The following is an 18,977-nucleotide window of genomic DNA, read 5'->3' as shown; positions in this document are numbered from 1 at the left end:
TCGATACTCGACAACCCCGGGAAGGTCATCGGTTCGCTCTCTCAAGTCCGGCGGTCCCCGCTACCCAATATCGAGAAGGCCGGTTCCTCAGGGAACCGGCTTTTTTTGTATCCCAAACGCGATCAACCTTCTCGCCAGGGGACGCCCGATCGACCAGGTACGCACATCGTCCCCCTCTGTTCCATGAGCCCCATCACGCGGTCGCCCCATGCGAGGCCTCCCAGCAACTCTCGACCATCCTGTCGGCCTTCCGGCGCGCCGCAGCAATTCCCACCACCGGCCAGCCCCCAACCCGGCATGGGAGGCTATGCTGGAGCAGATGTCGGGGACATTCCCGCGACCTGAAGGAGCGTGGCGGTAACTCGCTCCAGCCTACGACCAAGGGAGGAGCCCGAGATGAAGAAGGTCACCTTGAGATCGACCGTCCTCGCGCTTGCCGGGTGGATGGCGTTTGCTGCCTCCGTCAATGCGGCGGATGAGAGCGTGATGATCGTTTTTGACGGTTCGAATTCCATGTGGGGCCAGATCGACGGCACCGCCAAGATCGACATTGCCCGGAACGGGATGGAAAACCTGCTGGGGGAGTGGACCGAAAGCCGCAAGGTCGGGCTAATGGCCTATGGTCACCGCCGCCGCGGCGATTGCACCGATATGGAAACCATGGTCGTACCGAGCGAAGGAACACGCGCCGAGATCCTGGATCGGGTCGGAACGGTCACCCCCACGGGCAAGACCCCCTTGACCAGCGCCGTTGAGCAGGCCGCGACCGAGCTTTCCTACATCGATACACCCGCCACCGTGGTCCTTATCTCGGATGGACTGGAGAGCTGTGAACGCGACCCCTGTGCGCTGGCCGAAACGCTGGAAAATGGTGGTATCGGATTCACCGCGCACGTGGTGGGCTTCGGCCTCGGAGATGCGGATACGAGCGCCCTGTCCTGTGTGGCCGAGAAGACCGGCGGGCAATATATCGAGGCCGGCAATGCCGAAGAGCTGGGACAGGCGTTAAGCGCCGTGGGCACTGCCGTGTCCACCCCCAGGCCCGAGCCGAAACCGGCACGTCCCGAGGTGATCGTCAGCGGCCCCGAAGCAGCCCGCGCCGGTTCGCTTGTCCGCGTCAGCTGGGACAAAGTCCTCGACAAAAGGGATTATGTCACCATCGTGCCCACGGGAACCGAAGCGGGTGAGTACGACAACTATATTCGCGTGAAGGACAGGGAAGAAGGCGATATACGCATCCCGGCCGATACCGGCATGTATGAGCTGCGTTACATGGCGTCAGAGGACGACATCGTGCTCGGCACCGCAGCAATAGAGGTCACCGAACCGGATGTCACCGTCAGCGGGCCGGAAACGGCACTGGCGGGCGAGCGGTTCCCGGTCGAGTGGGCCGGCGCGGTCGACGGCGAGGATTACATCACCATCGTGCCAATGGGCGCCGAGGAAGGCAGCTACACCAACTATTTCCGCGTCCGCGACGAAAGCACGAAGACGTTGCAGGCCCCGGCGGAAACCGGCCTATACGAGCTGCGCTACGTGCTCAAGGAAGGCGGCCGGACGCTGGCCCGCCAGCCCATCGAGATCACCGAGCCGGAGGTTACCGTCAGCGGACCGGAAACGGCACTGGCGGGCGGGCGGTTCCCGGTCGAGTGGACCGACGCGGTCGATGGCGAGGATTACATCACCATCGTGCCAATGGGCGCCGAGGAAGGCAGCTACACCAACTACTTCCGCGTCCGCGACGAAAGCACGAAGACGTTGCAGGCCCCGGCGGAAACCGGCCTATATGAGCTGCGCTACGTGCTCAAGGAAGGCGGCCGAACGCTGGCCCGCCAGCCCATCGAGATCACCGAGCCGGAGGTCACCATCAGCGGGCCGGACGAAGTCAGAGCCGGCACAAAAATCCCTGTCCAATGGACCGGCGCGGTCGATGGCGAGGATTACATCACCATCGTGCCGATGGGCGCCGAGGAAGGCAGCTACACCCACTACTTCCGCGTCCGCGACAAGAGCAAGGAAATGCTCCAGGCGCCGGCGGAGAAGGGGCTATACGAGCTCCGCTACGTGCTCAAGGAAGGCGACCGGACGATGGCACGTCACATGATCGAGGTACTTGCCACCAATGCAGCGCTGGAAAGCGGCGCCAGCCTGAGCGCACCGGACACGGCAGCGCCCGGCACGGTGATCGAGGTGGACTGGAGTGTGAAAAGCGACAGCACCGATCAGCGAATCACCTTGGCGCGGAGCAATCAGGCAATCTTCACCTGGGTGGAAGCGGTCAAGATCTCCGGCGAACCGCCGGTGCAGATCCCCCTGCCGGAGGAGCCCGGCTTGTACGAACTTCGCTTTCTGGACGTGGCGAACCGGGAGGTGCTGTCACGCAAGGTGATCAAGGTGGAATAAGACTTATCGGGCAAGGCCGGAACGCCAGTGGCTAATCACAAAACGTGATGTCCCGCTATCGATTCAGGCCGGCCGCACGCTTGGAGCCCCGCGGGCAACAGCCTCGGGGCTCCTCCAAGATGTGACATGATCTACATTCATACATTTGTCACCCCAGGCACATACGTACGCCGTTCGAGCAACCCCAGTAAACTTGCCACGGTGGAGGTCAGCGCCAGGTAGATGATCCCCGCCCAGAGAAAGACCAGGAAGAAGTCCAAAGTGCGTGAGCCGATGTCCGAAGCGATGGCGGTAATCTCTACCACGCCGATGGTATAGGCAATGGAAGTGAACTTGAGCTCAATGATCGCCTCGTTGGACCACTGAGGAATCACTCGACGCAACGCCTGGGGCAGCATGATATGGCGAATTGCCTGCCACTGGGTCATGCCACAGGCCCGCGCGGCCACTAATTGGCCTTTGGGTACCGACAGCACCGAACCTCGGAAATATTCTGCCTGGTAAGCGGCGCTGTTGAGGGTGATGGCGATCACGGCCGCGGTGAAAGCATCGAAGACAATGCCCACATGGGGCAACCCCAGATAAATGAAGAACATCTGGACCAGCATGGGAGTCCCGCGAAACAGCTCCACATAGACAGTGCCAATCCAGTAGAAGAGCCGATTGCCGTATACCCTGGCCCAGCACAGCACCAGGCCCAGAAAGAACCCCAGCGTGATGGCGATCACCCACAACGCCAGCGTGACCGGTACGCCCTTGAGCAGTTCAGGCAACCACTCAATACCGAACGCGATGAATTCCTGCATGGTTCACCCGTGCTCTGCAATGACGTTGAGGAAAGCGCGAGTACGCTCGTTGGTGGCGGCCTTGAACAATGCCGTGGGCGCCCCTTGCTCTACGATGTATCCGTTCTCCATGAAGATGATTTCATCCGCCGCCTGCCGGGCAAAACTCATCTCATGCGTCACCACCACCATCGTCATGCCCTCATTGGCCAGTTGCTGCATCACCCTCACCACCTCACCGGTCAGTTCCGGATCCAGCGCCGATGTGGGCTCATCGAACAGCAGTACGTCCGGGTCCATCGCCAGGGCCCTGGCGATGGAAACCCGCTGCTGTTGACCACCGGAGAGCTCGGCTGGGTAGGCATTGGCCTTCTCTTCCAGGCCAACCCGCTCCAATTCTCTGTATGCACGCCGGATGGCGGTTTCCTTGTCCGTACCGTTGACCTTGATCTGACAAATACTCACGTTGTCGAGAACGGTCAGATGGGAAAAAAGATTGAAGTCCTGGAAAACGAATCCCATGCGCGCCCTCATGGCATCGATGTTGGCATCCAGCACTTCCTCACCGTTGAGGTAAATACGTCCGGCATCCGGCACCGTTAGATAATTGATACAACGAAGCAGTGTACTCTTGCCCGACCCCGAGGGTCCGATCAGCACCTTGGTCTCACCTTTTCTCAGCCCAAAGCCGATACCTTTCAGTACTGCAAGACCGTCATAGGCTTTCATCACATTCTGTACATCTAGAATCAGGTCATCGGCCATTCTTGGCGTCCCTCTCGCATTATTTTTCGAAGCCCGGCACGGCCAGCTTGCGTTCGAAGGCATATAGCAGGCTGTTGCCTGTCCGATTGAGGATGAAATACAACAATGCCACGACGGCAAACACGGTCAGCACGTTACCCTGGGTGCTGGTGATGATGTAATGTGCCTGACGAGTCAGCTCGACCACCCCAATGACATAAGCCAGTGAAGTCTCCTTGATCTCCGAGGAGAACTCATTGGTCCAGGGGCCAATGGCATGCCGAGCTGCCTGTGGAAAGACGATATGACGAATCGCCTTGGCCTTGGACATGCCCATGGCACGAGCGGCCATCATTTGCCCAGCCGGTACTGACTGGAAGGCACTGCGGAAAATCTGCGACTGATAGGCCGCGGAGCGGAGTCCCATGGCCAATATCGCAGCCCCGAAAGCCGAGATATCGAAGATCCCCGAAATACCATAGAAGAAGATGAACAACATGATGATGATCGGCACACCCCGAAAGACGCGCTCATAGAGCACCAATGGCCACTGCACTAACCGGGATTTCGGGCCATATAGCTGTACCAGGCAGATCCCCATGCCCAGTACAAAGCCAATCAGCAACAAAGCGGCCAAAAGGACGATGGCCACCCCTAACCCTTTCAGAAGAAAGGGAAAGTCACGCAAAAGTACGTCGTAGATATCCATACCGGCTTCCCTGAAGCAAAAGGCGCCTTTCCTTGTGGAAAAACGCCCATCCTCATAGTGATTTATTCGTTACCGAGATCGGGAAGGCCGGCCACCGGTTTCTGGTAGGTATCGACAAAATCGGGCATGTGCCCCGGGATGGAGGGAATGGAAACCCCTGGGATATATTCCTCGATGATCTCGCCCCACTCGCCGGATTCATAGATAGCGAGGATACCCTGATTGAGATCCCCCAGGACCTCCTGAGGATCGCCCTTGGATACCGCCAACGCCAGAGGGGCACGGATATAAATCTTGCCAGCCATTTTCACCGGCTTACCGGCATTGATGTACTCCTGGGCAGACGTGTCATCGACGATGACCGAAGAGATACGGCCGATCGCCATGTCGTCCACTGCAGTAACATAATTATCGTACTTGGCCAGTTCGACATCGATGTCACTGGCATTCAGCACGTTCTCCTCCATCCAGGCTTGCTGAGAAGACCCGCCCTGGACGCCGATCCGAGCCCCACAGCACACGGCAGTAAATACATTTTTCTCGGAATCCTCGGGCACCAGCACGACATCGTTGGTTTCCCACCAGGGAATAGTGAAGTCGATATTCTCACTACGCTCTTCCGTAACGGTAAGCCCGGTAGCAAGGATATCGATTTTTTCGGCCGCCAAGGCCGGGATCAACGATGGAAAAGGCATATCCTGAAACTCGATTTCGATACCCCTCTCCTCGGCGATTGCCTCCATGGCATCAATGGCGATCCCCTTGAACTCCCCACCTTCTACATAGGCCCACGGTGGGAAAGAGGCCTCGACACCAACCGTGTAAGAATCCTGCGCGGCGGCGGTCGTGGCCAGCCCGCTACCGATGACCATGGTTCCCAGAAGGGCCGCAGGTAGAAGCGATGCGTTTATTCCTTTCATGACTCTCTCGCTTATTGGTGAGTTTTATTATTTCGCCACACCAATATGTGTGCGTCGTTTCACGACTGTCAAATCGACGAGAAACTTCCACTTCGTGACTTATTCGTGAAAACGCTGAATCAGCGGCCAGTTCTTCGGCAAGCCACGCAGTCCGCCCAGCATTCTAAAAATAAGAACACCATCTGCCTTTAATTAGCTCAGGAGCCTTTACAATACTTCAACGGACACGCCGCTGGCATAGCAATAACCACAAACCGATCAGGAAGGACGACCCATGCCCCTTTCCAAGCTGCTGGACTGGCGCCTCCATGCGCTGGTCATCGCCATATCGCTGATCTCCGAGGCCATCGGCATACTCCGAGTCCCCATGGGCCCGGGAACCCTGCTTCTGCTACCGCTGTTCTACGCCTTCATCATCGGCGTAATCACTAATCCAAACGTGACACGCACCGCTGGCAAATGGCTTCCCAAGGAGCTTAGCCAGGCCGCCGGGCCATTGATCCTGCTGTCGATCATGCCATTCATTGCTCGTTTTGGCTCGACCATCGGCCCTGCCATCGAGGATCTCATCAATGCCGGACCGGCACTGATTCTCCAGGAACTGGGCAACCTGGGTACCATGCTGATTGCACTGCCTGTCGCCGTGCTCGTCTTCAAGATGGGTCGTGAGGCCATCGGTGCCACTTATTCCATCGCCCGCGAGCCCAACATCGCAGTGATCTCCGACAAGTATGGACTCAAGGGGCCCGAGGGCATCGGCGTGATGGGAACCTACGTGGTCGGCACCATGTTCGGCACTCTATGGTTCGCCCTGATGGCCGGTTACCTGACCTCGCTGGACATTCTCGACCCGCGCGCCCTGGCCATGGCATGCGGCGTGGGTAGTGGCAGCATGGTTGCCGCCTGCTCGGCGGCCATCGCCGGTTCACTGCCGGAAATGAAGGATGAACTGCTCGCCTTTGCCGGCGCCAGCAACCTGATGACCTACGCCACCGGCCTCTATCTGTCGCTGTTCATCGCTCTTCCCATCGCCGAGAAGCTTTACACGCTGCTGACCGGCAAGCGGCAGGCCAAGCCCGTGGGCGCCCAGATCACCGCCAACGAGGTGAGCGATACCCCCCGGGAAGAACGTCCCGAGCAGCACCTGGGCAAGACCGCCATCGTCATGGCGGCGGCCTGCGTCGTTGCCTGGATCGCCAACACCATCAATGGTGCCAGCTTGATCGAGGCGCTGCCGGGCATGCTGATTCTCTACGTGATGACCATGATCGGCCTGGTAGTAACCCGCTACGCGCCCTTCTATTTACCGGGAGTAGCCTGGGTCTCGCTGGTCAGCATCCTGATGACGCTGCCCTGGATCCCGGGCAACGCCTGGCTGGTCGAGCAGCTCGGCGCGGTCAGCTTCCTGGCCATCGTCACGCCGGTACTGGCCTATGCAGGCCTGGCACTCTCCTCCCGGGAGTTGACCATGTTCCGGCAGGCTGGCTGGAAGCTGATACTCATCGCCTTGCTGGTATTCACCGGCACCTTCATCGCCTCCGCCGTGATCGCCGACCTACTGCTGTGAGCGAGGACCGAATGACCATTACCGCCAATGCCTTTCCGCCCTGCGAAGCCGAGACACTGCTCAACTGGCGGCAAGACTTTCACCGCCATCCCGAGACGGCTTTCGAGGAACATCGCACCAGCCATCGGATAGCCGAGATCCTCCGCGAGGCTGGCCTCGAGTTCATCACCGGCCTCGGCGGAGGGACCGGTATCGTCGCCACGCTGGAGGGACGTCAAGGACCGGGCCCGACCATCGGCCTGCGCGCCGATATCGATGCCCTGGATATCACCGAGGCCAACGATCTGCCCTACGCTTCAAAGACTCGAGGCAAGATGCACGCCTGTGGCCACGATGGCCATACCACCATGTTGCTTGGCGCAGCATGTCGGCTGGCCCGGAAACCGGATTTTGCCGGACGCGTTCACTTCATCTTCCAGCCCGCCGAGGAGAGTGAAGGCGGCGGTCGGGTGATGGTCGAAGAAGGCCTCTTCGAGCGCTTTCCGATGGAGGCCGTCTACGGAGTACACAACTGGCCAGGGCTCCCGGTGGGCGAAGCAGCCGTACACGACACCGCTGTGATGGCGGCCTTCGACGTCTTCACCCTCAAGCTCAAAGGCCATGGCTGCCATGCGGCCATGCCGCACCTGGGCAGCGACACCCTCCTCGCCGCCTGCCAACTGGTCAACCAGTTGCAAGGATTGATCAGCCGAGAGACTCCCGCCCACCAGACGGCGGTGCTCAGCGTCACTCAGTTCCACGCTGGCGACGCCTTCAACGTCATTCCCCAGACCGTTGAGCTACGCGGCACCCTGCGCTGCTTCGACGAGAAGTTGCGCCAGCACCTGGCGCAGCGTTTCAGCGATGCCGTGCAAGCCCAGGCACACTTCTACCGTCTGGAAGCCGACCTTGACTACCAGCCACGTTACCCGGCGACGTTCAACTCCCCAGAGCACGCCCAGCACTGTACCGCAGTGCTCGACGCCATGCCGGAAATCACTCGGGTGCATCGCGACCTGCCACCCAGCATGGCATCGGAGGACTTCGCCTTCATGTTGAACGAGCGCCCTGGCGCCTACATCTGGCTTGGCAACGGCGAAAACAGCCCTGCCCTGCATAACCCCCATTACGACTTCAACGACCAATTATCGCCCATTGGTGTGAGTTACTGGGTGCAGCTCGTCGAGCAGTTACTTGGTAAGCAACCGACGACTTGATACTCAACCCACGCCGTCACGCTGGCTTCTACCCAACACCAACAAAGAGAGACGATCATGTCAGCATTTCGCTTAAGCACCATGACTGCCGCCATTACTCTGGGCCTCAGCACTGCCGCTCAGGCGCAGGAGTCGCTGATCCTGGCCACTCCGATGCCGGAAGACCACATCATGCACACCACGGCGCAGGCGTTCATGGATGCTCTTCCCGACGAAGCCGGACTGAATATCGAATACCATCCCGCGGGAGACCTCGGCGACTGGACTTCGCTCTTCGAGCAGGTTTCACAAGGGGCATTGCCCATGTCAATGACCTATGCGGCCTCCGACCTCGACAAGCGACTCGATATTACCCTGCTACCCTATGCCTTCGAGGACTGGGAGAGTGCGGAAAGCGCTATCCGTATCGACGGCAGTCTATTCCCGCTATACGAAGAAATTTACGCCGACCTGGACATGAAACTACTCGGCATCATCCCGGTGGATTTCTATGGTTTGGCCATGCGCAAGGGTGACGATCGCGTGCCCACAGCCTTCCCCGATGATGCCCAGGGAATCAAGCTCCGCGTGGCACCGGTCGCAATCGGTGTCGAGCAATTCAAGACATTCGGCTTCTCCCCCGTCCCCATGCCTTATGCCGAATTGTATACCGCCCTGCAGCTCGGAACGGTCGATGGACGAGCCTACGCCACTCCTGCGGAAATCTGGCAGATGCGTGATGTCCTGTCCTCTTACATCCTCACCAACGACTCCTTCGAGCAAGGCGCGTGGGTGGTCAATCAGCAATGGTGGGACAGCCTCCCCGAAGCACAGCAACAGGCCATCCTGGAGGCACGTGATGACGCCCTGGACGTCGCCTGGGAGCAGGCCCGGGACACCAGCGAAAACTTCAAGTCGAAGATTCGCGAGGCCGGTGTCGAAATCGTCGAGCTGAGCGAAGCAGAAATGACGCAAGCCCAATCCCTGGCTCGTGACGAGGTCTGGCCTTGGATGGAAGAACAAGTCGGCCAGGCGCTTATCAATACCGTGCGTGAAGCAACGACCTCCACACCCTGACCAGTTTCTGACCCAGCGGTGGGCAAGGTGCCCACCGCTATCTGGAGACATTCAATGACCCTCTCGAGACGCTTCGTCACCAGTCTGTCAGGCTGCGTGAATGGCCTGACGGTATTTGGCGGTATCGCCTTGACGGGGCTGATGCTGGCTCAAGTCATCATGCGCTACATGATGGAAAGCGGCTTTCTCGGGATCGAAGAGGTCGGCGTACTGCTCGGCGTATGGTTCTATTTCCTCGGTATGGCCTTAGCCACTCGGTCAGGGGAGCAAATCCGTGGAGGCATTGCCGACCTGCTCGTGACATCGCCACGCGGCAGGTGGTTGCTGGCCGTCTATGAAACAGGCTTCACACTGATAGCCAATACCATCTTCTGCTGGTTAGCCCTTCAGTACACCCTGTCCTTGTTCGAATCTGGACGAACCAGCACATACATGAGCTGGCCGACCTGGTTGTGGGCCGCTTCCATGGCATGCGGCTTCCTGCTGGCGACCCTCTTTTCGCTGCGCCAGTGTCTGCGGCTGATAGAGGAGCGCCGAGCATGATGCTATTCGGCCTGCTGCTTTTCGCTATCGTCATGTTGCTGCTGTCGGGAATTCCTGTCGCATACGCCTTCGGCATGGGGGCTCTGGCATTTATCTGGATATCTGGACGTCCACTGGATTACATGCTCGCCCAGGCATTCTGGCAAGTCGGCAGCTTCGCCCTTCTGGCGCTCCCACTGTTCGTTCTAGCCGGTCAATTGATGAAGGCCAGCAGTGTGGCGGAGCGATTGCTGGCCTTCATCGAAGCGGTGGTGGGACGGCTTCGAGGTGGGATCGGAGCTGTCACTGTCATCACCTGCACGCTGGTCGGCGCCATTTCCGGCAGTGGCTCGTCAGCCATCGCTGCCATCGGCGGCTTGATGATCGAACGTATGACGGAGCGTGGCTACCACCGAGGCTATGCGGTGTCTCTGGTCGCCTGCTCCTCGGTGCTGGCACAGCTTATCCCCCCCAGCATTCCCATGATCGTCTTTGCTCTCATGACCGGCATCCCGGTCACTGCCGCATTTCTCGCCACACTGGTGCCCGGCGTGTTGATCGCCCTGATGTATTGCCTCCTCAACATGCGCTATGCCCCCTCCGAGCCGGCCTCCGGGCCAGACGGCGGCATGACCATCGAATCGCCCGATACCACAACGTACCTGCAGCGAGTCACTCACACCTTCCGTCACGCCGCCTGGGCACTATTCATGCCGGTCTTGATGCTGGGGGGCATATACAGCGGCCTGTTCACGCCGACCGAAGCCGCAGCCGTCGCCGTAGGGTACGTCATCATCATCGGTACGGTGGTCTATCGGGGGCTCGAACCGGCAGGCATTGGCCGTGAAGTTGTCAATGCCGCGCGTATTTCCGGCGCCATCATCGTCATCCTGTTTGCCTTGGCGATCATGAGCCGCGCCATGCTTCTCGAGCAAATCCCTGGACAAATCAGCGACGCCTTGCTGGGAATCACCGATTCACCGTGGGCCTCCCTGCTGATCCTGAACCTGGTATTGCTGGCGATCGGCATGCTGATCGACGACGTGTCCGGCAGCATCGTGGCGGCCGTGGTGCTCTGGCCCGTGGCACAACAGCTAGATCTTCACCCGCTGCACTTTGCCGCCATCGTCGGGACCAACCTGGGGCTTGGCAATGTCACGCCTCCCTGTGCTCCGTTGCTGTTCATGGCCGGAGGCATCGGCAAGAGCCAGCTCTCAGAATATCTCGTTCCCACTCTCAAGCTCACCTTGCTGGGTCACTTGCCCATCCTGCTGCTGGTGACATTCCTGCCCTGGGTTTCCCTGATGCTGCCACGCTGGCTGCTGGGCATCGGGTGAAAACGAATCGAACAAAGGAAATCAACCAAAAGGAGACCACCTTGACCGATATGACCATCACCGTCGTTGGGCTCGGCAACATGGGCCGAGGCATGGCGCTCACGCTGCACCGCGCCGGTTTCACCGTCGTGGGAAGCGATATCGATGCAGGGGCTCGGCAGCGGCTGAGCGACGATGGCATCACGACCCTGTCACCGGAATCGATCGGCCATAGCGATGTCTATCTACTCTCTCTGCCAACCTCGGAGCACGTGCGTGAGGTCCTGAAGGGCTCTCAGGGCTTACTCCTCCGAGCGGAGACCGACAGCGTCATCATGGATACGTCCACCAGCGACCCTGTCATCTCCCGCCAGTTGGCCGCCGACGTCGAGAAAGCCGGCCTGGCCTGGCTCGACGCCCCTGTGAGCGGCGGGCCCGCCGGCGCCATCAATGGCCAACTGGGTATGCTGTTGGGCGGCGCTACCGCCACGGTGGAGCGCATGCGTCCCGTGCTGGACGCCTTGGCAGTGAAAACAACCCACGTCGGTGGCCCGGGTAGCGGCCATGTCGTCAAGCTAGCCAACAACTACCTATGTGCGGCCCACCTCCTCACCACGGCCGAAGCTGTTGCCATGGCACGCCGCGCAGGGGTTGATCCAGAAGCCTGCTTGCAAGGACTCAACAGTGGTTCTGGCCGCAGCGCCGTCAGCGAGATCAACTTTCCCCGCTGGATTCTCTCGGGCAGCTTCGATTCAGGATTCACGATGGGATTGATGCGCAAGGACTTGCATCTGGCTTATCGGACAGCTCACGAACTGGGCCTGCCGGACGGCCTTCTGAAGCATGTCCTGGATACCTGGCATGCCGCCCCTGAGGCGCTCCCTGACGCCGAAGACTTCAACTGCGTAGCGCACCGAATGCTCGAAGCCGCCGACCGAGGCGTTTCTGAACATCGGGAGGACGATCAACAATGAATCTCCTTAACCAGCGAAACCGCGAAAACGTGGCACAGTTACTCGACGCCTACGGCATGAGTGACGCCGAGGCGCCAATGACCAACTGGATCGCCGGGCAACCCGTCCGGGGAGTAGGCGAGAGCATCACATTACTCGACCCAGTCACCAACCTGCCACTGCTCTACTATCGAGACGCCGACCAGCAACTCGTCGATGAGGCCGTGCAGGCCGCGACCACCGCGCAACAGGCATGGCTCGCAATGAGTGCCAGCGAACGCGGTCGGCGCATGCAAGGTGCCGCACGAGGGCTCGAAGGCCATGAGGAGAGCCTGGCTCGACTCGAAAGCCTGATCGCCGGCAAGCCCCTGCGCGACTGCCGTGGCGAAGTGGGCAAGGTTCGGGAAATGTTCGAGTACTACGCAGGCTGGTGCGACAAGCAACACGGCGAGGTTATCGACGTCCCCACCTCTCACCTCAACTACGTCCAGCGCATTCCCTACGGCGTAATCGGTCAGATCACTCCCTGGAATGCTCCGATGTTCACCTGCGGCTGGCAGCTCGCCCCAGCCCTCGCCGCCGGCAATGCAGCCGTGCTCAAGCCTTCGGAGCTGACCCCCTTGACCTCGGTGATACTCGCCATGCTGCTCGAGCGAGGCGGCCGGTTACCCGAGGGACTGATCAGTATCGTCAATGGCCTGGGCCATACCACTGGCAAGGCCCTGACGTCGCACTCCGACATTGCCAAGCTGGTATTCGTCGGCTCCCCCGAGACCGGGCGCCGCATTGCCGAGGCTGGGGCGCATCGTCTAGTGCCGAGCGTCCTGGAGCTGGGGGGTAAATCGGCGAATATCGTCTTTGAGGATGCCGCCATCGACGATGCCGTCATCGGTGCCCAGGCGGCGATCTTTGCTGCAGCAGGACAAAGCTGTGTGGCCGGTTCGCGTCTACTGCTCCAGGATAGCCTGATGGAAGAACTCCCCGGGCGTCTGGCACGTGCAGCGGAAACCATCGCCGTGGGCCTGCCCGATGACGACACCACGCGCATGGGGCCCCTACAGAATGCAGCCCAGTTGCGCCGGGTCCACCAGGTCATCGACGAAGCAGTGTCCCAAGGAGCCACCCTGCTGACCGGCGGCAGCGCGCCGAGCCATCTGCCGGCGGACGCCGCCGAAGGTTACTTTCTGGCCCCTACGATTCTGACCGATGTCACGCCCGATATGGCGATCGCCAACGAGGAAGTCTTCGGTCCGGTGTTGGTGATCATGCCCTTCAAGGATGAAGATGACGCTATTGCCTTGGCCAATGGCACACGCTTCGGGCTCGCTGGCGCCGTATGGAGTCGAGATACCGGCAAGGCGATGCGCACCGCTCATCGCCTGCGCGCCGGCACCGTCTGGATCAACAGCTACAAGAACATCAGCGTGATGTCCCCCTTCGGAGGCTTCGGTGACAGTGGATACGGGCGCTCCAGCGGCCTCGACGGCCTGCACGAATACAGCATTCCCCGCAGCGTATGGGTCGAAACCGCCCCCGACGCCATGGGGTATGGGGGTAGTCAACCGCGTCAGGAGAACACCCGATGAGCCTCGGTATCGATCATCCCCTGGTCGCCGTCCATGACCTGGAAGCCGCCGCCGATCAAGCTCGACGGCTCGGCTTTCGTCTGAACCCACGGCACCGGCACCCCTGGGGAACGGACAATTACTTGCTGTTCTTCCCCGACAATTTCATCGAGCTGATTGGCATCGGGCGCCCGGAGTTACTCGCCTATCGCGATGCCAACGGCTTCCAGTTCGGACAGCAAGTGGCTGACCGGCTCCAGCTCGGCGAAGGGATCGCCATGCTGGCGCTCGAGAGCGAGGACATGGCTCAGGATCACCAAACACTGATCCTGCGCGGCGCCAGACCACCATCGCCAATCGTATTTCGTCGACAGGCCCACTTGCCGGGCGGCCGCACCGAGGAGGTCGGGGTATCGCTCGACATCCTGCACGACACTCGGGCCCCCTACCTCACCCAATTCCTGTGCCAGCAACTGCGACCAGAGCTATTCCGAACCGACTCATCGTTAGAGCACCACCCCAACACCGCCAAGGGTATAACCGCCGTATGGTATGTCAGCGCCGCACCCGAACAGGACACCAATGCGTTTCGCACCATACACGGTGAGCAGGCTGTGCATCCCTGCGAGGGGGGCTACTGCATCGAGACCGAGAAGGGCAACATCTATCTGCTCACGCCGTCGGCCCTCGCAACACGCTTCCCGCTGCTGAATGACATCGAGCCCCACCCAACTCGTGGCGTAGCGCTGAGCCTGGCGTGTGAGTCAATTGCCACGGCCCAAGCCCACTGGGCCGCACATGATGTAATCTGGCAACCGGTATCACGGGAGCGTTGCGACATCGCACCAGCGGTACTGGGCGGTACCCTGCTGTGCTTCGAGGAGCGTTCGGCGACCTCGCGATAATCTCACGACAGCCTTGTCACCGGCGCCCCATAGGAAGACTGGAGAAGCGAGTCGACCGTTCCAGAAGGCCAAGATGAGCACATAAGAGACACTTGTCGCCCCCTGCCGCATGAAAGGCACACCGACGGCTGAGAGGCACAGGACTTCGAGTCTTCTGCCATGACCCGACGACGGGCGGCATGATAGCTTTATGACAATCCCACATAACAACACAAGGAAGGTACGATGTTTCGTCCACTGTCAGGACTGCCGGCCACGCTCGCTGCGCTACTGTTTGCCATGCCGTCCTACGCCGATGATCCACTGAGGCTCGCCGTGGACATCCCCTTCGAGCCCTTCGAATACCGACTGCCCGATGGCACTCTGACAGGCTTCGAGGTCGAGCTGGGTGAGGAAGTGTGCCGGCGCATCGAACGCAAGTGCGAATGGGTAGAACAAGGCTGGGACGGCATCATACCGGGCCTGCTGGCCCGCAAGTACGACGCCATCATGTCATCGATGGCGATCACCGAAGAGCGCCGCCACAAGGTGCTGTTCTCCGAGCCCTACTACAGCAACCCCAGCGTCTGGGTGACCCAGGCGGGCAACCAGGTCGATATCGAGAACCAGGACGCGCTGGAGGGTCTGACAGTCGGCGTGCAGCGTGGCACCATCCGCGATAATTACATCACCGATACCTATGGAGAGATCGTCGACGTACGGCGCTATGACACTGGCGAAGATCTGGCTCTGGACATCAGGACGGGCCGTCTCGACACCGCCTTCATGTATTACCCGCTCGCACTGTCAGCACTCGACGTCGACGCAGAAGACAGCGACGTTGTCACCAGCTCGCCGTTGATCCGAGAGCCCAAGAGTTATTTCGGACATGGCGTGGCGGTCGCCTTCCACCCTCGTAACGAGACCTTGGCGGAACAGTTCAATGAAGCGTTGCAGCAGATCAAGCGAGACGGTACTTACGACGAATTGATGCATAAGTACGTCGACTACGACATCAAGATCTAGTGTCCTGTTTCGGACGTTCGTTGAAGAGGTGGCGAGCGCATTGGACCGTCAGGCCAGGCGCCGCCAGAATTCTACAGTCCACTTTTGATACAGGGCACTAGGCCCCGGCTTTTACCGGGGCACGTCCGTTCCGGCACGCTCAGCCGTCGAGGGTGGTATCCTCGCAGCGGAAGGCGCTCATCCACTGTTGCAGATGGCGCAGCAACTGCAATCCTGCACGCGGCATGCGACGCCCGATACGAGTCACCATATGGGCATTGGCTTGGCCGAAGTGCTTGCCCACCACGTCGCGAGCCACCAGCGTGCCTTCCTCCAATTCCCGGGCAGCAGCGAAGCGTGGCAACAGCGTCACGCAAAGCGACGCCCGCGCCGAGTGTTTCAATACTTCCAGCGATCCCGTCTGAATACCCACGATGGGTCGATGGTTTGCCTCCCGGAAGGCCAGGTCAACCAACTCGCGCACCCCATGGCCCGGGTGCCACAGTGCCAACGGATGCTGGGCCAGAGTGTCGAGGGTAACCGGCTCATCGCTCGCCGCCAGGGGATGCTGCGGCGCCATTAACAACATCAAGGGCTGACGGGTGGAATGCCAGAAGCGCAGATGGGGATGGACCTGCTCGTGGTACATCAACCCGATGTGTGCTTCATCGTTGACCACCGACTCGATGATTCGCCGGGTGCTGCCGGTATCGACCTCCAGACGAATGCCGCGATACGCCTCCGTGAACTCACGCAACGGATGATCGATCAGATCACCGACAAAGCCTTCGCCCACGCACAGGGTGATCTGCCCCGTCTCCAGGCGCTGGTAGGCATCCAGCTCATCACTGAAGCGGCGATCCAGCATGGTACGCCGCTGACAGTAGTCGAGCAGCATGTCGCCTACCGGCGTGGGGTGCACGCCATCGCGCCTCCTCTCCAGCACGGTAGCGTCCAGAGCCGACTCCAGCAGCCCGATCTGTCGACTCACGGCCGAAGGGGCGATATCCAGTCGCAAAGCGGCCGCACGGATGGACCCGGTCTCCACCGTCAGCTGGAAATAGATCAGGCGCTGGTGAGGTATCTCCATCGTCTTCTCTCCTGGAAAGAGGGGTAGCCAAGTATCGAGAAAACCGGTTCCTCAGAGAAGCATGAACGGTTGCCAATCCCTCGAGGATAGGGAGGCAACACGCCCATCACGATGCATCCCCCTTGAATCCAGCCCGTGTCACCCGCATCTTCCATGGCAAACTCACTCATCTTCAAGGCCTGACACCATGCCGATCGTCGACCCTCGTACCGGCGAGCCGCTCACTTCCGACGGCGCCACGGAACAGAACACCGCCCCCTCCCAGGGCCAGCCATCCGATGCCGATGTCATCCTCGACGTCGATCGCGGCAATATCCAGCAGCTGCTCGAAACCTCCATGCAGATTCCCGTGCTGCTCACCTGCTGGGCACCATCGTCGGAGCCCAGCCAGAGTCTGGTGCCCGTGCTGGAGAAGCTGACCCGGGAGCACAACGGTGCCTTCATCCTCGGCAAGCTCAACATCGACGACAACCCGGACATCGCGGGCCAGTTGGGCGTCCAGTCGGCGCCGGACATCAAGCTGGTCAGCCAGGGTGGCTTGGTGGACCAATTGCAGGGAGCTCAGCCGGAGCAGGCCATCCGCGAGTGGCTCGGCAAGTACTTCCAGGCCCCCGAGGGCGCGCAGCAAAGCCCCGAGGAACAGGCCGCTGCTGCCCTCGAGGCCGGCGACAGTGCCACCGCTCGCCGCATCTACGAGGAACTGGTACAGCAGTGGCCCGACCATACCGCCTATCAGGTGGAGCTGGCTCGCGCCCTGGTGGCCGATGGCGAGCCGCAGCAGGCACGGCAGTTGCTCGAGGCCTTGCCGCCGGAGGAACGCGATGCCCCAGCGGCACGGGGCGTGCGCGCCAGTATCGAGTTCGGTGAGGAGGCGCCTTCCGCCGAGGAAATCGCTGCCCTGGGAGAGCGCGACGATAGCGAGGCTCGCTATCAGCGGGCCCTGCGTCAGGTCGCCGATGGCCAGTACGAGGCCGGCCTCGAGAGCCTGCTGACGTTGATGCGTTCGGATCGTGCCTACGGTGACGACGCCGCCCGCAAGACGCTGCTGCGCGTCTTCGATGCCCTGGGGGCCGATCATCCCCTGACCGTCGCCTACCGACGCAAGCTGTTCGCCCTGCTCTACTGATCCCGTGAGCGGGTGCGTACTCTTCCACATCGACCGCCTCGGGGCGGTCGATGTGGTCGCCTCATTCAGTGCTCATCAATCGGCGCGCTGGAACCCGCCCAACACGCGTTGATCGGGGCCGAAGAACACCAGCCTGTCGTGGTCGATCAGATAGCGGTAGGCCTCATCGAGCATGGCCGTGACGCGCTCGGCATCTTGCATGTCCGGACATGCCATCATGGTCGACCTCAGCTCACCGAATTCGATGCGATTCTCGTCGTCGAGCTCGACAGTCCCCCCGAACTGATTACAGCCGTCATGGCCGCTGACCCTGCCATCGGGCGTAATCCGGAAATGCGGCGTGGGCGACAAATCCAGGCGTTCGCTGGTGCCCACCAGCAGCAGGTTCCAACGCGGCCCCACCACTGGGCCCGAGACATCGCCATCCGGAGCGACGTCCGTCTCCGGCTCACTGGCGCAGCCAGCCAGCCCCACGGCAATGGCGGTCATCATCAGGGTATGGCGTAACGTCATGATCATCGTGCTATCTTCCTTGCGACTGGGGAATGCGAGCCGGAGGCCCCTGCACCATCAAGGCCTGAGCGCATCAGCTTGCCCCAGCACGGTCATCAGGACAATGCTGGTATCACCGATCCCGATAAAGGAAGACTGCATGCTCGACGCCCTGCACAACGACGCTCTCGGCAAATTGATTCTGCGTCTCGCCGTGGGAGGATTGATATTGCTCCACGGCATCGCCAAGCTGCTCGACCCTGGCACTCTGGGGTGGATCGAGAACCTGCTGGCCAATCAAGGACTACCGTCATGGCTGGCCTATGGCGTGCTGATCGGCGAAGTGCTCGCCCCGGTGATGGCCATTCTCGGCTGGCGAACCCGACTGGCGGGGCTACTGATGGCCGGCAACATGCTGGTCGCCGTGGTTCTGGTACACATGGGCGAACTCTTCCGCCTCGGTGACAACGGCGGCTGGGCGCTGGAACTGCAAGGCATGTTCCTGCTCAGCGCCCTGGCCCTGGTGTTCCTCGGCAGCGGCCGCATGGCAGTCCGACCCGATTGACACCAAATCCCCTCATGACGGCGCCGCCAGCGGTTTCCCCGGCGGCGCTTTTCTGACTCTCCGTTACAGGCCCAGCGCG

Annotated in this window: 18 protein-coding genes; 12 read left to right on the top strand and 6 right to left on the bottom strand. The window is 60.7% G+C overall.

Annotation, left to right across the window (positions count from 1 at the left end; all coding sequences use genetic code 11):
* Nucleotides 1-396 precede the first annotated feature (396 nt).
* Nucleotides 397-2,403: a VWA domain-containing protein gene (locus tag RSO41_RS17680; protein WP_315620572.1), complete on the top strand. Its 2,007-nt coding sequence runs from the start codon at nucleotides 397-399 to the stop codon at nucleotides 2,401-2,403.
* A gap of 137 nt (nucleotides 2,404-2,540) precedes the next feature.
* Here RSO41_RS17680 and RSO41_RS17675 read toward each other — a convergent pair whose 3' ends face one another.
* The 4 genes from RSO41_RS17675 to RSO41_RS17660 all read right to left on the bottom strand — a co-directional run bounded on the left by RSO41_RS17675 (nucleotide 2,541) and on the right by RSO41_RS17660 (nucleotide 5,561).
* Entirely contained in the window at nucleotides 2,541-3,209 is a 669-nt protein-coding gene (locus RSO41_RS17675; RefSeq protein WP_315620570.1) for an amino acid ABC transporter permease, read from the bottom strand.
* 3 nt (nucleotides 3,210-3,212) lie between these two features.
* On the bottom strand, nucleotides 3,213-3,938 hold the full coding sequence (locus tag RSO41_RS17670; protein ID WP_410000356.1) for an amino acid ABC transporter ATP-binding protein: 726 nt from the start codon (nucleotides 3,936-3,938) through the stop codon (nucleotides 3,213-3,215).
* A gap of 34 nt (nucleotides 3,939-3,972) precedes the next feature.
* Nucleotides 3,973-4,641, bottom strand: a complete 669-nt coding sequence (locus tag RSO41_RS17665; RefSeq protein ID WP_275288482.1) for an amino acid ABC transporter permease — start codon at nucleotides 4,639-4,641, stop codon at nucleotides 3,973-3,975.
* Nucleotides 4,642-4,703: 62 nt separating this feature from the next.
* Nucleotides 4,704-5,561: an ABC transporter substrate-binding protein gene (locus tag RSO41_RS17660; RefSeq protein WP_315620568.1), complete on the bottom strand. Its 858-nt coding sequence runs from the start codon at nucleotides 5,559-5,561 to the stop codon at nucleotides 4,704-4,706.
* 274 nt (nucleotides 5,562-5,835) lie between these two features.
* On the opposite strand from RSO41_RS17660, the gene RSO41_RS17655 reads away from it, so the two are divergent.
* The 9 genes from RSO41_RS17655 to RSO41_RS17615 all read left to right on the top strand — a co-directional run bounded on the left by RSO41_RS17655 (nucleotide 5,836) and on the right by RSO41_RS17615 (nucleotide 15,646).
* Nucleotides 5,836-7,128, top strand: coding sequence for a DUF3100 domain-containing protein (locus RSO41_RS17655; RefSeq protein WP_315620567.1), 1,293 nt, complete (start codon nucleotides 5,836-5,838; stop codon nucleotides 7,126-7,128).
* 11 nt (nucleotides 7,129-7,139) lie between these two features.
* The gene (locus tag RSO41_RS17650) at nucleotides 7,140-8,324 is read left to right on the top strand and encodes a M20 aminoacylase family protein (protein ID WP_315620565.1); all 1,185 of its coding nucleotides are present in this window, start codon (nucleotides 7,140-7,142) and stop codon (nucleotides 8,322-8,324) included.
* 57 nt (nucleotides 8,325-8,381) lie between these two features.
* A complete protein-coding gene (gene dctP, locus RSO41_RS17645; RefSeq protein WP_315620564.1) occupies nucleotides 8,382-9,380 on the top strand; it encodes a TRAP transporter substrate-binding protein DctP in 999 nt (332 codons plus the stop codon).
* Nucleotides 9,381-9,434: 54 nt separating this feature from the next.
* Nucleotides 9,435-9,923: a TRAP transporter small permease gene (locus tag RSO41_RS17640; RefSeq protein WP_315620563.1), complete on the top strand. Its 489-nt coding sequence runs from the start codon at nucleotides 9,435-9,437 to the stop codon at nucleotides 9,921-9,923.
* Nucleotides 9,920-11,239, top strand: a complete 1,320-nt coding sequence (locus tag RSO41_RS17635) for a TRAP transporter large permease (RefSeq protein WP_315620561.1) — start codon at nucleotides 9,920-9,922, stop codon at nucleotides 11,237-11,239. The genes RSO41_RS17640 and RSO41_RS17635 overlap by 4 nt, the downstream gene beginning before the upstream one ends.
* Complete coding sequence (locus RSO41_RS17630) at nucleotides 11,236-12,192, top strand: NAD(P)-dependent oxidoreductase (RefSeq protein WP_315620560.1); 957 nt, start codon at nucleotides 11,236-11,238, stop codon at nucleotides 12,190-12,192. Before RSO41_RS17635 ends, RSO41_RS17630 begins: the two co-directional genes overlap by 4 nt.
* Complete coding sequence (locus tag RSO41_RS17625; RefSeq protein WP_315620559.1) at nucleotides 12,189-13,757, top strand: aldehyde dehydrogenase family protein; 1,569 nt, start codon at nucleotides 12,189-12,191, stop codon at nucleotides 13,755-13,757. The genes RSO41_RS17630 and RSO41_RS17625 overlap by 4 nt, the downstream gene beginning before the upstream one ends.
* Nucleotides 13,754-14,641, top strand: a complete 888-nt coding sequence (locus RSO41_RS17620) for a VOC family protein (RefSeq protein WP_315620558.1) — start codon at nucleotides 13,754-13,756, stop codon at nucleotides 14,639-14,641. The genes RSO41_RS17625 and RSO41_RS17620 overlap by 4 nt, the downstream gene beginning before the upstream one ends.
* A 225-nt stretch (nucleotides 14,642-14,866) precedes the next feature.
* The gene (locus tag RSO41_RS17615; RefSeq protein WP_315620557.1) at nucleotides 14,867-15,646 is read left to right on the top strand and encodes a transporter substrate-binding domain-containing protein; all 780 of its coding nucleotides are present in this window, start codon (nucleotides 14,867-14,869) and stop codon (nucleotides 15,644-15,646) included.
* A 139-nt stretch (nucleotides 15,647-15,785) separates the two neighbouring features.
* Here the strand turns inward: RSO41_RS17615 and RSO41_RS17610 are convergent, their stop codons facing one another.
* On the bottom strand, nucleotides 15,786-16,715 hold the full coding sequence (locus RSO41_RS17610) for a LysR family transcriptional regulator (RefSeq protein ID WP_315620556.1): 930 nt from the start codon (nucleotides 16,713-16,715) through the stop codon (nucleotides 15,786-15,788).
* Nucleotides 16,716-16,902: 187 nt separating this feature from the next.
* On the opposite strand from RSO41_RS17610, the gene RSO41_RS17605 reads away from it, so the two are divergent.
* Nucleotides 16,903-17,841, top strand: a complete 939-nt coding sequence (locus RSO41_RS17605) for a tetratricopeptide repeat protein (protein ID WP_315620555.1) — start codon at nucleotides 16,903-16,905, stop codon at nucleotides 17,839-17,841.
* A gap of 75 nt (nucleotides 17,842-17,916) precedes the next feature.
* Here RSO41_RS17605 and RSO41_RS17600 read toward each other — a convergent pair whose 3' ends face one another.
* Nucleotides 17,917-18,360 carry an META domain-containing protein gene (locus RSO41_RS17600; protein WP_315620554.1) on the bottom strand — a complete coding sequence of 148 codons (444 nt, stop codon included), beginning with the start codon at nucleotides 18,358-18,360 and terminating at the stop codon, nucleotides 17,917-17,919.
* 133 nt (nucleotides 18,361-18,493) lie between these two features.
* Here RSO41_RS17600 and RSO41_RS17595 point away from each other — a divergent pair, with 133 nt between their 5' ends.
* Nucleotides 18,494-18,898 (top strand): DoxX family protein, encoded by a 405-nt coding sequence (locus tag RSO41_RS17595; protein ID WP_315620552.1) that lies wholly within the window; start codon nucleotides 18,494-18,496, stop codon nucleotides 18,896-18,898.
* The last annotated feature ends 79 nt before the right edge of the window (nucleotides 18,899-18,977 follow it).

The organism is Halomonas sp. I1, assembly GCF_032334135.1.
Classification (GTDB): Bacteria; Pseudomonadota; Gammaproteobacteria; order Pseudomonadales; family Halomonadaceae; genus Halomonas.
Note: the sequence above shows the minus strand (reverse complement) of the source record. Positions and strands in the feature narration are given on the sequence as shown.

Excerpts from the sequence above, each read along its gene's own strand:
- RSO41_RS17680 (WP_315620572.1), top strand. The coding sequence starts at position 397 with ATGAAGAAGGTCACCTTGAGATCGACCGTCCTCGCGCTTGCCGGGTGG.
- RSO41_RS17675 (WP_315620570.1), bottom strand. The coding sequence starts at position 3,209 with ATGCAGGAATTCATCGCGTTCGGTATTGAGTGGTTGCCTGAACTGCTC.
- RSO41_RS17665 (WP_275288482.1), bottom strand. The coding sequence starts at position 4,641 with ATGGATATCTACGACGTACTTTTGCGTGACTTTCCCTTTCTTCTGAAA.
- RSO41_RS17660 (WP_315620568.1), bottom strand. The coding sequence starts at position 5,561 with ATGAAAGGAATAAACGCATCGCTTCTACCTGCGGCCCTTCTGGGAACC.
- RSO41_RS17655 (WP_315620567.1), top strand. The coding sequence starts at position 5,836 with ATGCCCCTTTCCAAGCTGCTGGACTGGCGCCTCCATGCGCTGGTCATC.
- RSO41_RS17650 (WP_315620565.1), top strand. The coding sequence starts at position 7,140 with ATGACCATTACCGCCAATGCCTTTCCGCCCTGCGAAGCCGAGACACTG.
- dctP (WP_315620564.1), top strand. The coding sequence starts at position 8,382 with ATGTCAGCATTTCGCTTAAGCACCATGACTGCCGCCATTACTCTGGGC.
- RSO41_RS17640 (WP_315620563.1), top strand. The coding sequence starts at position 9,435 with ATGACCCTCTCGAGACGCTTCGTCACCAGTCTGTCAGGCTGCGTGAAT.
- RSO41_RS17635 (WP_315620561.1), top strand. The coding sequence starts at position 9,920 with ATGATGCTATTCGGCCTGCTGCTTTTCGCTATCGTCATGTTGCTGCTG.
- RSO41_RS17625 (WP_315620559.1), top strand. The coding sequence starts at position 12,189 with ATGAATCTCCTTAACCAGCGAAACCGCGAAAACGTGGCACAGTTACTC.
- RSO41_RS17620 (WP_315620558.1), top strand. The coding sequence starts at position 13,754 with ATGAGCCTCGGTATCGATCATCCCCTGGTCGCCGTCCATGACCTGGAA.
- RSO41_RS17615 (WP_315620557.1), top strand. The coding sequence starts at position 14,867 with ATGTTTCGTCCACTGTCAGGACTGCCGGCCACGCTCGCTGCGCTACTG.
- RSO41_RS17610 (WP_315620556.1), bottom strand. The coding sequence starts at position 16,715 with ATGGAGATACCTCACCAGCGCCTGATCTATTTCCAGCTGACGGTGGAG.
- RSO41_RS17605 (WP_315620555.1), top strand. The coding sequence starts at position 16,903 with ATGCCGATCGTCGACCCTCGTACCGGCGAGCCGCTCACTTCCGACGGC.
- RSO41_RS17600 (WP_315620554.1), bottom strand. The coding sequence starts at position 18,360 with ATGATCATGACGTTACGCCATACCCTGATGATGACCGCCATTGCCGTG.
- RSO41_RS17595 (WP_315620552.1), top strand. The coding sequence starts at position 18,494 with ATGCTCGACGCCCTGCACAACGACGCTCTCGGCAAATTGATTCTGCGT.